A 15,088-nucleotide genomic window follows, 5' to 3' on the forward strand; every position below is an offset into this window, starting at 1 on the left:
CAAAAGCCGGGGCAGTCCCGACCGAATGATCCGTGGCTTTGTCGATGCCGCACTCAAAGAACAACATCTGGCGCCTGTGAAGGCGGAAACTGCTAGGCGAATTGTCGCCGCCGTGCATGCCGCGGAGCGCCCCGATGTTGAGCTTCAGAAGTTCGACCACGCGATCTGGAAATCACCACATCGGCTTGCCTGTTAGCGCAATGCCAGCTCGACTCGTCCGATTACAGAGTTGCTTAGAACCGCCAAGAGGTCAAAGGTCGTCAGCATTGGAATGGCCTCGGCTCAGCACAGCGATCGGCTAAGGGCCCCCGACAGGATTAAAGGCAGTTCTTCAGGACGCCGACAATGACGTCATGCTCGGGTTGGGTGACCCAAAGCGCGTACTTGGCCTTGACGTCAGTTTGCCGCTCGACATATTCACACCGAAAAGCTTTGTTCGGGGGAAGCCATGTTGCGGCGTCTTTGTCGCCTTTGGCGCTGTTAGTAGGGCCGTCGGCGGCCATGAGGTTCAGTGGGTCGTTCGCGAGCTCTTTGCGCTGATCTGCGCTCAGCTGCTGGGCACCTTTCTGCCACGCGTCGCTAAGCGGGACAATGTGGTCAATTTGGATGTCGGAGCTGGCGTCCTGCCCGCGGACGAAGTTGATCGTGGTGCCCGTGTACTTGTCGGCCAGTGTGCCTGTCGCGACGACGCAGTTGTTGGTACCGGGTTTGAACGTCTCCTCGGTCAGGTCGCGGGCGAGGATGTCATTACGTGTGTCGCAGCCGTTGTGGTCTGTGTCGGCCCAGGCGGGTCCGAACTCATCGCGGGTGTAACCAGTCTTTGGGGCTCGGCCCTTGACCGGGATGGTCTCAAGCTGGACGAGGGCTTGTCCTGCCTCTCGGGCAGCGCCACCGCCCGAAGACTGACCAGCAGAGGTACTTGGAGCGGTTCCGATGCCCTCTATGGCATGGGCGGCAGCGTCACAGCCGGCAAGCGGGCCGACCAGCAAGAGGGCGGCAGCGACTGTCAGGGCTGGGGCAATCGAGCGAATGATTTGAACGGCCCTTCCGTATTGAGGCGAGTTGCTTCACACTAACTTCGGCCACCTTGTGCAAGCGGTAAGAGGACATGTCGTGCCCGCCACACCGGAGCAAGTGTAAGGACTGAACCAGGAAGCCCCTGGCAGGCCGAATCAATTCACCGTGGCCAGGCGGGCCTTGGAACGGGTCCCTATCAGCCGCTGCTTGGTCAGGGGTTGCTCCGTTGATTGCTTGGACTCCGCGCCACCAGGAAGGATCTCGCTCAATCTCGCAATTTCCCGGATGTGCTCTGAGGTAAAGATGATCTTTCCCTTGCCCCAGCAGGCGTGAGGGAACTTTCCGCTGGTCGCGCCGTCACGCAGCCAAGACTCAGTGCAGCGCATCAACGCTGCTGCTTCGGCAGGCTCAAAAAATTCGATATCCACAGCGTCTCCCAGGAATAGGTGCACGTTTCCCAGTTCATGCACCCGGCAGGACTCGCCAACATGACCGAGATCCGTAGTCGCCGGCGCCGACTCCCTTAAGGCTCGCTACAGCCGCTGGAAAGCCGTCACGGACCGCTCAGTGGCGTCGGCACCCACCTGCAATGCCTCAGGCATCAAGTGCCCGTAAACCTGCTCCGTGGTCTTCGTGGAAGCGTGCCCGAGCCGGCGCGAGATAGTGAACAGGGGGACGCCGTCCTGGATCAGCCAGGACGCGTGCGTGTGGCGCAGGTCGTGGATTCGCGGGCTTTTGGTCAAGCCGATTGCCTGGGCCGTGCGAACGGCAGGCACCCAGTAGTCAGCCCAGTAGAGCTTGTGGACGATCCGGCCGCCCGTGGGCGTCGTGAACACCAGTTCCTTTCCTGGCCTGCTTGCCACGAGCGGGATCAACAGCTCCACCAACGCCGGGTTCAGGCCTATGGTCCTCTTGCCAGCTCCGGTCTTGGTCGCGCCAACATAGAACTGATTTTGACCATCCCGCTTCCAAGCCTTGTTGATCCGGGCAGTAGGTGGTTTGGAAAGCAGGTCTACATCCGCCACGGTCAAGGCTGTCGCTTCTCCAAAGCGCGTACCGGTCATGACCAAGAAGTCCGTGAAGGCCCTGTACCTCTCCCCCATCCCCTCCATGATGAGTCTGTACTCGGCATGAGTCAGGAACATGGCCTCATCTTCAGCCTTCTCAATGTTCGGCAACTGCACCCCGCGGCAGGGATTGCGGCCGATGTAGCCGAGCATCTCGGCGGTGTTCATCGCAGCCGATATCAGACCATGGATGTTGTGGATTGTCTTGGGTGCCTTGCCCTTAGCCATCATGGACTTCACCCAGTGCGCGATGACGCGGTAGTCGAGCTTGTCCACGGGAACATGACCGATGACTGGCCGGATGTGGAGGTCCAGCATGGTCTGGTACGTCTTGACCGTTCCGCTCGATGGGCGGACTAGCAGGTCGATGTGTTCCTGGATGACTTCCGCCACAGTGGGCGGACGTTTCTCATTCGTCAGGATGGCGTGCTGAGCGATCTCAAAGGACTGGCCGTTGGCGTCCAACAGCCGCTTAAGGGTTTCCGCCTCGGTAAGAGTGGCTACGGTAAGGCCTTGGGCGGTCTTGGACTTCTTGTCCCGCCAGCGAACCATGTAGGACTTCGAACCGTCCTTTTTGGTGCGAGTACTGATGCTGGCCACACACAAAACGGTACGCTCGTGTACACACTTCGGCGGATTTTGTACACGCACATTCCTTCAACAGGCCCTTGACCTGCGGAAACGCTGTGCCCGAGGTGGGACTCGAACCCACACACCTTTCGATACCGCATTTTGAGTGCGGCGCGTCTGCCAATTCCGCCACTCGGGCGCGGAATACATGGAGTGAAACGCTACGCCCACAGCTGACTGTGAGCAACGCGATCGCTTCACGTACGCGGAATTACTCTACATGCAGATAGGCTGAATTCCAGAATCGCGCCGCCGTCGCCGCAAACAAACCCTGCAAGCCAAGTACAGCCGCGGTGGCACCTAAGATAGTGATGTCCCGCCGTACCTTTTCAAGGAGATCCCGTGACTGAACAGACGGAGTCCAAGCCCACGTCCCAGCCGGCGCGCCGCGTCATTGTGGCGGAGGATGAAACCCTCATCCGCCTCGACATCATCGAGATCCTGCGCGGCGAAGGCTATGACGTTGTGGGCGAGGCGGATAACGGCGAGAAGGCCGTCCAGCTCGCCGAGGAACTGAAGCCGGACCTGGTCCTCATGGACGTCAAGATGCCCGTCATGGACGGCATTTCGGCGGCCGAGAAGATCGTCAAGGCACGCATCGCCCCCGTGGTGCTGCTGACCGCCTTCAGCCAGAAGGAACTGGTGGAGCGTGCCCGCGACGCCGGCGCCATGGCCTACGTGGTGAAGCCGTTCACGCCCGCGGACCTCATCCCGGCCCTGGAGATCGCGCTTTCCCGGCACGAGGAAATCAAGGCCCTCGAGAGCGAGGTTTCCGACCTCCAGGAGCAGTTCGCCACCCGTAAGCTCGTGGAGCGCGCCAAGAGCCTGCTGACCACCAAGATGGGCCTGACCGAGCCGGAGGCCTTCCGCTGGATCCAGAAGACCTCCATGGACCGCCGCCTCAGCATGCGCGAGGTCGCCGAAACCATCATCAACCAGGTCAACTAGCGCTCCGGCCGGGGCCCAGAGAATTACGACGGCGGCCCGGCCCCCACGCGTAAAGTCCCCTAACGCGCACAGCACCAAAGCAAAGGACCCCTGCCAACCGGCAGGGGTCCTTTGCTTTATCCGAAGACCAGGCTAGGCCTTCTTCTTCTTTTCCGGCCAGGGGCCGAGCTTTTCCTTGTTGCTGCTGACTTCACCGGCGCGGGTGGAGTCGGCCAGGTCGCCTACCTTGTGCACCTTCAGCGAGTTGGTGGAACCGGCCTTTCCGGGAGGCGAACCGGCGGCGATGACTACCAGGTCACCATCTTCCACCAGGCCCATTTCCTCAAGGCTGCGGTCCACCTGGGCGGTCATGGCGTCTGTGTGGTCCACCATCTGCACCAGTACCGGCTGGATGCCCCAGGTGAGCGCCATCTGGTTCCAGACCTGCTCCACCGGGGTGAACGCGAAGACCGGCTTGATGGGCCGCAGGCGGGACAGGCGGCGGGCGGAGTCGCCGGACTGGGTGAACGCACAGATGTACTTGGCGTCCAGCTGGTCGGCGATTTCGACGGCGGCACGGGTGATGGCGCCGCCACGGGTCTTGGGCTTGGTCCCCAGCGGGGGGACGCGCTCCAGGCCGTGGACCTCGGTGGATTCGATGATCCGGGCCATGACCTTGACCGTTTCGATCGGGTACTTGCCCACACTGGTCTCGCCGGAGAGCATGACGGCGTCGGCACCGTCGAGGACGGCGTTGGCGCAGTCGGAGGCCTCTGCACGGGTGGGGCGCGGGTTGTCGATCATGGACTCGAGCACCTGGGTGGCCACGATGACCGGCTTCGCCCAGCGCCGGGCGAGCTCGATGGCGCGCTTCTGCACGATCGGCACTTCCTCCAGGGGAAGCTCCACACCGAGGTCGCCGCGGGCCACCATGATCGCGTCGAACGCGTCGATGATCTCCGGCAGCTGCTCGACAGCCTGCGGCTTCTCGATCTTGGCGATGACCGGCACGCGGCGGCCTTCTTCATCCATGATCTCGTGCACGCGGGTGATGTCGGACGCATCCCGGACGAAGGACAGGGCCACCAGGTCCACGCCCCGGCGCATTGCCCAGCGGAGGTCGTCCTCATCTTTTTCGCTCAGCGCGGGAACGTTGACTGCCACGCCGGGCAGGTTGATTCCCTTGTTGTTGGACACCATGCCGCCGACGGTCACCTCGGCAACCACCTTGACGTCGTCGACCTCGATGGCGCGAAGGGCCACCTTGCCGTCGTCGATCAGCAGAGCGTCCCCCACCTTGACGTCCTCGGTGAGGCTCTTCAGGGTGGTGGAGCAGATCTCCTGGGTGCCGGGGACGTCCTCGGTGGTGATGGTGAAGATGTCACCAACCGCGAGTGCGTGCGGGCCATCCACGAAACGGCCCAGGCGGATCTTGGGGCCCTGCAGGTCGGCCATGATGGCCACGGCCTTGCCCAGGTCCGCTGCAGCCTTGCGGACGTTTTCGTAGGTGTTGTCGTGCACGGTGTAATCGCCGTGGCTCATGTTCATGCGGGCGACGTCAACGCCGGCCTCCAGCACAGCCAGGGTGTTCTCGTAGCTGGCAATTGCCGGGCCAAACGTAGCCACAATTTTTGCGCGTCTCATATACCTACCCTATTGGTCTCTTGCATTGGTTAAGTTGTCGGCGAGGTGAACCCTCGATGCACCCCTAGAGGACGGCGATGGCGCGGTCCGTCGGCGCGACGGGAGCGGGAAGGATGGTGCTTCCCATCAGGTACTTGTCCACGGCTGCTGCGGCGGCGCGGCCCTCGGCGATGGCCCACACGATCAGGGACTGCCCGCGGCCGGCGTCACCGGCAACGAAGACACCGTCGGTGTTGGTCATGTAGTAGCCGTCGCGGGCCACGTTGCCGCGGCCGTCGAAGTCGGCGTGCACCTGTTCGGTGAGGCCGGCCGGTTCGGCTCCGGTGAACCCCAGGGACAGGAACACCAGGTCTGCGGGGATGATCCGCTCGGTGCCCGCCTTGGGGAGTCGCTTGCCGTCGACGAATTCGGTTTCGGCCACCTTGACGCCGGTGAGCTTGCCGTTTTCGCCAACGAATTCCACGGTGGACGCGAGGTAGGTGCGTTCGCCGCCTTCCTCGTGGGCGCTGGCCACTTCGAAGAGGTTGGGGAACGTGGGCCACGGCTGGTGGCTGGCACGTTCGGCCGGCGGCTGCTTGCCGATCGCCAAGGTGGTGACGGACGCTGCGCCGTGCCGGTGGGCGGTGCCGAGGCAGTCGGCCCCGGTGTCACCGCCACCGAGGATGACCACGTGCTTGCCGTTGGCGTGGATCTGGTTTTCGATGGCTTCCCCGGCCACCACGCGGTTGGCGGGTACCAGGTAGTCCATGGCGAAGTGCACGCCTTCCAGGTCCCGGCCCGGGATGGGCAGGTCCCGCGGGACGGTGGCGCCGGTGCACACCACGACGGCGTCGTAGCGCCTGCGCAGCTGCTCCCACGTCACGTCGGTCCCCACGGCCACGCCGGTCCGGAAGCGGGTGCCTTCGGCCTTCATCTGCTCGACGCGGCGGTCCACCTGCTCTTTTTCCATCTTGAAGTCGGGGATGCCGTAGCGCAGCAGGCCGCCGATCTTGTCGTCCCGTTCGTAGACAGCGACGGTGTGGCCCACGCGGGTCAGCTGCTGGGCGACGGCCAGGCCCGCCGGCCCGGAACCCACCACGGCGACGGTCTTGCCGGTCAGGCGCGTCGGCGGCAGCGGGTTGACCCAGCCGTTCTCGAACGCCTCGTCGATGATGGAAACTTCGACCTGCTTGATGGTGACGGCGGGCTGGTTGATCCCCAGCACGCAGGAGGCTTCGCAGGGGGCGGGGCACAGCCGGCCGGTGAACTCGGGGAAGTTGTTGGTGGCGTGCAGCCGCTCAATCGCTTCCTCGCCCTTGTCCCGCCACATGAGGTCGTTCCACTCCGGAATGAGGTTCCCCAGGGGGCAGCCCTGGTGGCAGAACGGAACGCCGCAGTCCATGCAGCGGCCGGCCTGCGCCTTCAGGACGCCTTTCTCCTGCGCTTCGTAGACTTCCTTCCAGTCCATGATGCGCACGGGAACGGGACGGCGCGGCTGGGTTTCACGCTGGCGTACTTTCAGAAATCCGCGTGGATCAGCCACCGGTCACCTCCAGGATTCGAGACCATACTTCTTCGCCGTCGGGGTCAAGGCCCTCTTCGATGGCGTCAAGACGGGTTTGCAGCACGGCCGCGTAGTCGCGCGGCAGCACCTTGGTAATGCGGGCAGCGGTGTCGTCAAAGTTTTCGAGGAGCCGCGCCGCCAGCTGGGATTCGGTTTCTTCGATGTGCTTCACCAGCAGTCCATGGACAATGTCGCGGTCCTCGGCGTCGAGCTCGCGCAGCTGCAGCTCGCCGGACTCGAGGGCCTGCTTGTTGACGCGGGTGGTCCGCAGGTCCAGCACGTAGGCTGTGCCGCCGGACATGCCGGCGCCGAAGTTGCGCCCGGTGCGTCCCAGGATCAGCGTCTGGCCGCCGGTCATGTACTCGCAGCCGTGGTCCCCGATGCCTTCGACGACTGCCGTGGCACCGGAGTTGCGGACCAGGAAGCGTTCGCCCACCTGGCCGCGCAGGAACATCTCGCCGCTGGTGGCGCCGTAGCCGATGACGTTGCCGGCGATGACGTTGGTCTCTGCCTTGAAGACGTTGGTACGGTCCGGCCGGACGATGATCCGGCCACCGGACAGCCCCTTGCCCACGTAGTCGTTCGAGTCGCCGAACAGCCGCAGGGTGATGCCCGCCGGCAGGAAGGCGCCGAGCGACTGGCCGGCAGTGCCGTTCAGCGTGATGTCGATCGTGTCCGTGGCCAGCACGTCGGTGCCGTAGGTCTTGGTGACGACGTGGCCCAGCATGGTGCCCACGGAACGGTCGGTATTGATGACGTCCACGTTGATCTTCACGGGGCTGCGGTCCGTTAGCGCCTCGGTGGCCATGGTGATCAGCCGCTGGTCGAAGTGCTTGTCCAGCTCGTGGTTCTGGCCGGTCATGTTCCGCAGCGGCGCGTCGTCGTCGAACTCCAGGCCGTGCAGGATCGGGTCCAGGTCCAGGCCGTCGGCCTTCCAGTGGTTGACCGCGTCGCGGGCATCCAGGACTTCCGCGTGGCCGATGGCCTCTTCGAGGCTTCGGAAGCCAAGCTCGGCAAGGATTTCACGGACTTCCTCAGCCAGGAACTCGAAGAAGTTGACCACGAATTCCGGCTTGCCGCTGAAGCGGGCACGAAGCTCCGGGTTCTGGGTGGCAACGCCCACCGGGCAGGTGTCCAGGTGGCAGACGCGCATCATGATGCAGCCTTCCACCACGAGCGGGGCGGTGGCGAAGCCGAATTCCTCGCCGCCCAGCAGGGCGGCAATGACGACGTCGCGGCCGGTCTTGAGCTGGCCGTCGACCTGGACCACCACGCGGTCGCGCAGGCCGTTGAGCATCAGCGTCTGCTGGGTCTCGGCCAGGCCAAGCTCCCAGGGGACACCGGCGTGCTTGAGCGAGTTCAGCGGCGAGGCCCCGGTTCCGCCGTCGTGCCCGGATACCAGGACGACGTCGGCCTTGGCCTTGGTCACGCCGGACGCCACGGTGCCGATCCCCACTTCGGAGACGAGCTTCACGTGCACCCGTGCGGACGGGTTGGCGCGCTTGGCATCGTAGATCAGCTGCGCGAGGTCCTCGATCGAGTAGATGTCGTGGTGCGGGGGCGGGGAGATGAGTCCGACGCCGGGGGTCGAGTGGCGGGTCCGGGCCACCCACGGGTAGACCTTCTGCGCCATCAACTGGCCGCCTTCGCCGGGCTTGGCGCCCTGGGCCATCTTGATCTGGATGTCGTCGGCGTTGGTCAGGTAGAGGCTGGTGACGCCGAAACGGCCGGAGGCGATCTGCTTGACCGCGGAGCGGCGCTTGGGGTCCAGCAGGCGGTCCACGTCCTCGCCGCCTTCACCGGTGTTGGACTTGCCGCCCAGCTGGTTCATGGCGATGGCCAGCGTCTCGTGGGCTTCCTGGGAGATGGAGCCGTAGCTCATGGCTCCGGTGGAGAACCGCTTGACGATGCTGGAGACCGGTTCCACTTCTTCGAGCGGAACGGAGGGGCGCTCGTTCTTGAACTTGAGCAGCCCGCGCAGGGTCATCAGGTTGGTGGACTGGTCGTCCACGCCCTTGGTGTAGGCCTTGAAGATGTCGTACCGGCGCTCACGCGTGGCGTGCTGCAGCCGGAAGACGGTCTCCGGGTTGAACAGGTGCGGTTCGCCGTCGCGGCGCCACTGGTACTCGCCACCGCCCAGCAGGGGCCGGTGCGGCTGTTCGATGCCGCCTTCCGGGTATGCCATCTGGTGGCGTGCGGAAACTTCGGCAGCGATAACGTCCAGGCCAACGCCGCCGAGCTGGGAGTGCGTGCCGGCGAAGAATTCGTCCACCAGTTCCTGGCCCAGGCCCAGTGCCTCGAACGTCTGGGCGCCGGTGTAGGACGCAACAGTGGAGATGCCCATCTTGGACATGATCTTCAGGACGCCCTTGCCGAGGCCCTTGATCAGGTTGTAAACGCCGTCCTGCGGGGTAACCCCGGTGACGTCGCCTGCGGCAATGAGCTGTTCCACGGATTCCATGGCCAGGTAGGGGTTGACGGCGGACGCGCCGTAGCCGATCAGGACGGCCACGTGGTGCGTCTCGCGGACGTCGCCGGCCTCCACCACCAGGGCGGTCTTGGTGCGGTTGGCGCTGCGCAGCAGGTGGTGGTGCACGGCGCTGACCAGCAGCAGGGACGGGATCGGGGCCCACTGGGCGTTCGAGTCACGGTCGGAGAGCACGATGTACTGGACTCCGCGGTTGATGGCGCCGGAAACCTGCTCGCAGATCTCGGTCAGCCGGGCGCGCAGTGCGTTCTCGCCACCCTCCGGGCGGTACAGGCCGCGGACCTTCATGGCCACGCGGTTGCCGTCGGCGTCCTCGATGTTGGCGATCTTGGCGAGCTGGTCGTTGTTGATCACCGGGAACGGCAGCTGGACCTGCGGCTGGCGCACCTGCTTGGTGTCCAGCAGGTTGCCGTTGGGGCCGATGGCGCACGTCAGGGAGGTGACCAGTTCCTCGCGGATGGCGTCCAGCGGCGGGTTGGTCACCTGCGCGAAGGACTGCACGAAGTAGTCGAAGAGCAGGCGGGGGCGCTTGGACAGGACCGCAACGGGGGTGTCGGAGCCCATGGCGCCGAGGGGTTCGGCGCCGGTGCGGGCCATCGGGCCGAGCAGGATCTTCAGTTCCTCGGTGGTGTACCCGAAGGTGCGCTGGCGGATGTTCACGGACGCGGCCGTGTGCACCACGTGCTCGCGCTCTGGCAGGTCGTTGAGGTCGATCAGGTTGTCCTTGACCCACTCGGCCCACGGGTTGGCCGCGGCGACTTCGGCCTTGACCTCTTCGTCGTCGATGATGCGGCCGGCCTCGGTGTCCACCAGGAACATCTTGCCCGGGGAGACGCGGCCCTTCTTGACCACCTTGGAGGGCTCGACGTCGATCACGCCCACCTCGGAGGCGAAGACGATCAGGCCGTCTTCGGTGATCCAGAACCGGCCGGGGCGCAGGCCGTTGCGGTCAAGGGTGGCACCCACCAGGTTGCCGTCGGTGAAGGAGACGGCGGCAGGGCCGTCCCATGGTTCCATCAGCAGTGAGTGGTACTCGTAGAACGCGCGCCGTGCCGGATCCATGGTGGCGTGGTTTTCCCATGCCTCGGGGATCATCATCATGATCGAGTGCGTGATGGGGCGGCCGGAGAGCCAGAGCAGCTCGGCGACCTCGTCGAAGGACGCGGAGTCTGATGCTCCCGGGGTGCAGATGGGGTACAGCTCTTCGGGAGAGTCGCCCAGCAGCGGGTTGGCCAACTGTGACTGGCGGGCACGCATCCAGTTCCGGTTGCCCTTGACGGTGTTGATCTCACCGTTGTGGGCGATGGTCCGGAACGGCTGCGCCAGGGGCCAGGACGGAAAGGTGTTGGTGGAGAAGCGTGAGTGGACGATTGCCAGCTTGGTCTTGAACCGCTTGTCCGAGAGGTCCGGGTAGAACGGCTCCAGCTGCGCGGTGGTCAGCATGCCCTTGTAGACGATGGTCCGGGAGGACAGCGAGGGGAAGTAGACGCCGAACTTGTTCTGGGCGCGCTTGCGGATCCGCCAGGCGCGGGAGTCCAGTTCGTTGCGGTCCAGTTCCTCACCATTGGCCGAGGCCAGGAAGGGCTGGGAGAAGTAGGGCATGCAGGCGCGGGCCATGGCGCCCACGAGGTCGGCGACAACAGGTACCTCACGCCAGCCGAGGACCTTCAGGCCTTCGTCGGCGGCGAGGCCCTCGATGCCGGCCTTGGCTGCGTTGGCCTCACGCTGCTCGGCAGGCAGGAATGCCGTGCCCGCCACGTACTGGCCGGGGGCAGGCAACTCGAACTCGGTCACCGCCCGGAAGAACTCGTCGGGGATCTGCATGAGCAGGCCCGCGCCGTCGCCCGTGCCCTCGTCGGCACCCACGGCACCGCGGTGTTCAAGGTTGCGCAGGGCCGTCAGGGCGGCATCGACGATGTCATATCCGGGCTCGCCGCGCAGGGTCGCGATGATGGCGAGGCCGCACGCGTCCTTTTCCTGCTCCGGGTTGTAGAGCCCGGCAGCTTCCGGCATGGCGGCGAAGCGCTTGAACGGCGACAGTGCAGTCTCAGGCTGGTCCGGTTCGGACCAGCTGGGAGTGTTAAGAGTTTGGGTCATGGGAGACGTCCTTCCTCCTGATCGTGCGTATGGAAGGGACACCGTTGGCCCCACTCGTCGGCGCCGTTGCAAGGGCACAACAAAGTGTTGATTACTGGAAATTGTAGGTCAGCGCAGCCTGCTGAACTAACGGTTACGCAGGCACCTGCCCGGGGCTTCATCCGTCAGCATCTCTTTGCTGCCAGGAGTGGCCCCATGCCACGACATTGTGGTTTCGGGCCCTTCGAGCGGTGGCTCTGCTGCCCTGCCTGGCCGGCTTCCTATTTACCGGCGCCGGCCTCCGATGCGGGTCCTGTGGCTGTGCTGCCGGATGTTCCGGAAGCCGTGGCATCCGTGCCAGGCTTGGAGCCTGCCGGAGCCGCCGCGGGTTCTTCCGTGGAATCGGAAGCATGCCGGGAACCGCTTTGGTTATCAGGGAGATTACCACGCGAATCACTATCTGAGACAACAGTGTCCGGATCACGGACTTCCTGCGCGTCCTCGGCGGCTGCCCCGGGCACGGCTGCTTCGGCGGCGGCTGCTTCGGCCGGTTCACGGCCGGGCAGGTAAACGGTGTCCGGCTCCGGCCGGCCCTTGAGTCCCAGCAGGAGGAAAGCAAGCAGGGCGGCCAGGAACACGAAGATGCTGGTCCACACGTTGAGCCTGGTGGTGATGCCGAGGATGTTGATCTGTTCGGCGTCGTCGATGCGCAGCAGTTCGATCCAGACACGGCCCAGGGTGTAGTACATGGCGTAGAGCCAGAAGAGCCTGCTCCGGCGGAAGTGGAAGCGCCGGTCCAGGGCGAGCAGGATGAGTACCCCTGCCACATTCCAGAGCGATTCGTAGAGGAAGGTCGGGTGGAACAGGGTATCCGCCGGCAGGCCGGCCGGGAAGTTCGGGTTGTTGGCGTCGATCTGCAGCCCCCACGGCAGCGTGGTGGGGCCGCCGAACAGTTCCTGGTTGAAGTAGTTGCCCCAGCGTCCCAGGGCCTGGGCCAGGAGCAGGCCGGGTGCGGCGGCGTCGACGAAGGCGCTGAGCTTTACCCCGCTGCGGCGGCAACCGATCCAGGCACCGACGGCTCCCAGGACGACGGCGCCCCAGATTCCGAGGCCGCCGCGCTGGATCTGCGGAATCAGCGAGAGGTCGCCGGTGCCATCGAAGCCGGGGCCGAAGTAGGCATCGGGGGACGACACCACGTGGTACAGGCGCCCGCCAATGATGCCGAAGGGAATGGCCCAGATGACGATGTCCCAGACGCTGCCCTCGGGGGCCCCGCGCTTGGCCCAGCGGACCGAGGTCAGCCACAGGCCAACCACGATGCCGGCCAGGATGCACAGCGCGTAGGCGTGGATCCGCAGGCTGCCCCACGGCAGGGGGATGTCGAACCCGGACCAGCTGGGGCTGGGGATGCTGCCCGGTACCAGTGCGGGAGCCAGGGCGGCTGCCTGGATCAGTGCCTGCATGGGTTATGCCCCGTCCGTGGTGTGGCCGGCTTCCGGCGCCAGGCCGGTGCTGAGGTCCTTGGTGAGGGCCGCGACGGCGTCCACTCCCCCGTCGCGGAGGGCCGCAACCAGGGCGGTGCCCACAATGACGCCTTCAGCGTAGGCGGCGATCTCGCGGACCTGGTCCGCGGTGGAAACTCCGAGGCCTACGCAGACGCGTTCCGCTCCGGCGTCGTGCGCGGCGGCAACCACGTCTTTGGCGGCGGTGCTGACGGACGTGCGGGCACCGGTGACGCCCATGATGGAAACGGCGTAGACGAACCCGCGGCTTGCATCCACGGTCCGCTGCATGCGCTCGGCGGTGGAGGACGGGGCAACCAGGAACACCCGGTCGAGGCCGTACTTGTCCGACGCTGCCATCCACTCGGCGGCCTCGTCCGGGATCAGGTCCGGCGTGATGAGCCCGGCTCCCCCGGCCTCGGCAAGGCGGCGGGAGAATTCGTCCACGCCCATGCGGACCACGGGGTTCCAGTAGGTCATGACCAGGACGGCGGCGTCGGTCTTGCTGGTGATGCCGGCGACGACGTCGAAGACCTGCTTGACATGGAAGCCCTTGGCCAGTGCCTCGGTGGTGGCAGCCTGGATGACCTGGCCGTCCATGACGGGGTCGGAATAGGGGATGCCGACCTCGATCAGGTCCGCACCGTTCTCCGCCAGGGCGATGCCGGCGGCGATGGTGTCCTCGACGCTGGGGTAGCCGGCGGGGAGGTACCCGATCAGTGCCGAGCGGCCCTGGGCGCGGGCGCGGTCAATGGCGGCTGCCGACTTGCTGGTCATCTCTGCACTGTTCACAGCTGCTCCCCCTCTTTGCCGATTTCCGATTCGGCGGAATCCTTGTCAAGCAGGTCAAACCATTCGGCGGCGGTGGCCACGTCTTTGTCGCCGCGGCCGGAGAGGTTCACGATGATGATCTTCTCCGCCGCGTTGGCGGGGTCTTCGGCGGCGAGCCGCTGGCCCACTTTGATGGCACCGGCCAGCGCGTGCGCGGACTCGATGGCGGGAATGATGCCCTCGGTGCGGCACAAAAGGCGGAAGGCTTCCATCGCTTCGGTGTCGGTGATGGGTTCATAGCTGACCCGTCCGATGTCCGAGAGGTAGGAGTGTTCCGGGCCGACCCCTGGGTAGTCCAGGCCGGCGGAGATGGAGTGTGATTCGATGGTCTGCCCGTCGTCGTCCTGCATCAGGTAGGAGCGGGCGCCATGCAGGACGCCGGGCTTGCCCAGCGAAATGGTGGCCGCGTGCCGGCCGGTCTCCACGCCGTCGCCGCCGGCCTCGAAGCCGTAGATCTTCACGGACGGGTCATCCAGGAAGCCGTGGAAGATGCCGATGGCGTTGGAGCCGCCGCCGATGCAGGCGCAGACGGCGTCGGGGAGCCGGCCCTCCTGCTCCAGGATCTGGGCACGGGCTTCCTCCCCGATGACCTCGTGGAAGTAGCGGACCATGGCGGGGAACGGGTGGGCTCCGGCCGCTGTCCCGAGCAGGTAGTGGGTGTTGGCGACGTTGGCCACCCAGTCCCGGAGGGCGTCGTTGATGGCGTCCTTGAGGGTCTGTGATCCGCTGGTGACCGGGATGACCTTGGCACCCAGGAGCTCCATCCGGGCAACGTTCAGCGCCTGCCGGCGGCAGTCCTCGGCGCCCATGTACACCACGCACTCCAGCCCAAGCAGGGCAGCGGCGGTGGCGCTGGCCACGCCGTGCTGGCCGGCGCCGGTTTCGGCGATGATCCGGGTTTTGCCCATCCGCTTGGCGAGCAGCGCCTGGCCCAGGACGTTGTTGATCTTGTGCGAACCCGTGTGGTTGAGGTCCTCCCTCTTGAGGAACACCCGCACTCCCCCGGCATGCTGGGAGAACCGCTTGGCTTCGGTCAGCAGCGACGGCCGGCCGGAGTAGTTCTTGTTCAGGTCGGCAATCTGGGCCCGGAAGTCGGGGTCGTCCTTGGCCTTGTTGAAGGTTTCCTCAAGTTCGTCCAGGGCGGCGATCAGGGACTCGGGCATCCACCTGCCACCGTAGCCGCCAAAGTACGGCCCCGGCGCGTGGCGGAGGGATCCGCCCTGCAGGAATGCTTCCGCGGTGTTGTTCTCAGCGTGCCCTGAGGGTGCGTCGGCCATCAGTCCCGTCCTGTTCCAAGTTGATCGGTCAAAAGTGTGCTGTTCCAGCCTGGGCCGGATCGGTGGTTGCAGGCACTGCGGGGCCG

General features: G+C 65.4%; 11 protein-coding genes and 1 tRNA gene. 2 read left to right on the forward strand and 10 right to left on the reverse strand.

Annotated features, from left to right (window positions below; genetic code table 11):
* A partial coding sequence (locus DC347_RS21830; RefSeq protein WP_206073965.1) for a hypothetical protein occupies nt 1-196 on the forward strand: 196 nt, incomplete at its 5' end.
* A 121-nt stretch (nt 197-317) separates the two neighbouring features.
* On the opposite strand, the gene DC347_RS18495 is transcribed toward DC347_RS21830, so the two are convergent.
* From DC347_RS18495 to DC347_RS18510, 4 genes are all read right to left on the reverse strand, one after another.
* On the reverse strand, nt 318-989 hold the full coding sequence (locus tag DC347_RS18495) for an HNH endonuclease family protein (RefSeq protein ID WP_240617859.1): 672 nt from the start codon (nt 987-989) through the stop codon (nt 318-320).
* 183 nt (nt 990-1,172) lie between these two features.
* Nucleotides 1,173-1,445 (reverse strand): hypothetical protein, encoded by a 273-nt coding sequence (locus DC347_RS18500; protein ID WP_133247110.1) that lies wholly within the window; start codon nt 1,443-1,445, stop codon nt 1,173-1,175.
* Nucleotides 1,446-1,550: 105 nt separating this feature from the next.
* Nucleotides 1,551-2,735 carry a site-specific integrase gene (locus DC347_RS18505; RefSeq protein WP_240617860.1) on the reverse strand — a complete coding sequence of 395 codons (1,185 nt, stop codon included), beginning with the start codon at nt 2,733-2,735 and terminating at the stop codon, nt 1,551-1,553.
* 36 nt (nt 2,736-2,771) lie between these two features.
* A tRNA-Leu gene (locus DC347_RS18510) sits at nt 2,772-2,853 on the reverse strand.
* Between the two features lie 203 nt (nt 2,854-3,056).
* Between DC347_RS18510 and DC347_RS18515 the strand changes: the two genes are divergently transcribed.
* Nucleotides 3,057-3,662 (forward strand): ANTAR domain-containing response regulator, encoded by a 606-nt coding sequence (locus DC347_RS18515; RefSeq protein ID WP_009358190.1) that lies wholly within the window; start codon nt 3,057-3,059, stop codon nt 3,660-3,662.
* Nucleotides 3,663-3,794: 132 nt separating this feature from the next.
* Here DC347_RS18515 and pyk read toward each other — a convergent pair whose 3' ends face one another.
* From pyk to trpB, 6 genes are all read right to left on the reverse strand, one after another.
* Nucleotides 3,795-5,285, reverse strand: a complete 1,491-nt coding sequence (gene pyk, locus DC347_RS18520; RefSeq protein WP_043423794.1) for a pyruvate kinase — start codon at nt 5,283-5,285, stop codon at nt 3,795-3,797.
* Between the two features lie 64 nt (nt 5,286-5,349).
* Nucleotides 5,350-6,807: a glutamate synthase subunit beta gene (locus DC347_RS18525; RefSeq protein ID WP_109863997.1), complete on the reverse strand. Its 1,458-nt coding sequence runs from the start codon at nt 6,805-6,807 to the stop codon at nt 5,350-5,352.
* Nucleotides 6,800-11,413 carry a glutamate synthase large subunit gene (gene gltB, locus DC347_RS18530; protein WP_109863998.1) on the reverse strand — a complete coding sequence of 1,538 codons (4,614 nt, stop codon included), beginning with the start codon at nt 11,411-11,413 and terminating at the stop codon, nt 6,800-6,802. The genes DC347_RS18525 and gltB overlap by 8 nt, the downstream gene beginning before the upstream one ends.
* Nucleotides 11,414-11,673: 260 nt before the next feature.
* The gene (gene lgt / locus DC347_RS18535; RefSeq protein ID WP_109863999.1) at nt 11,674-12,855 is read right to left on the reverse strand and encodes a prolipoprotein diacylglyceryl transferase; all 1,182 of its coding nucleotides are present in this window, start codon (nt 12,853-12,855) and stop codon (nt 11,674-11,676) included.
* Between the two features lie 3 nt (nt 12,856-12,858).
* Nucleotides 12,859-13,671 (reverse strand): tryptophan synthase subunit alpha, encoded by an 813-nt coding sequence (gene trpA / locus DC347_RS18540; RefSeq protein WP_109864060.1) that lies wholly within the window; start codon nt 13,669-13,671, stop codon nt 12,859-12,861.
* An 11-nt stretch (nt 13,672-13,682) separates the two neighbouring features.
* Nucleotides 13,683-15,002, reverse strand: coding sequence for a tryptophan synthase subunit beta (gene trpB / locus DC347_RS18545; RefSeq protein ID WP_109864000.1), 1,320 nt, complete (start codon nt 15,000-15,002; stop codon nt 13,683-13,685).
* Between the last annotated feature and the right edge of the window lie 86 nt (nt 15,003-15,088).

This window comes from Pseudarthrobacter sp. AG30, from assembly GCF_003116525.1.
GTDB lineage: Bacteria > Actinomycetota > Actinomycetes > Actinomycetales > Micrococcaceae > Arthrobacter.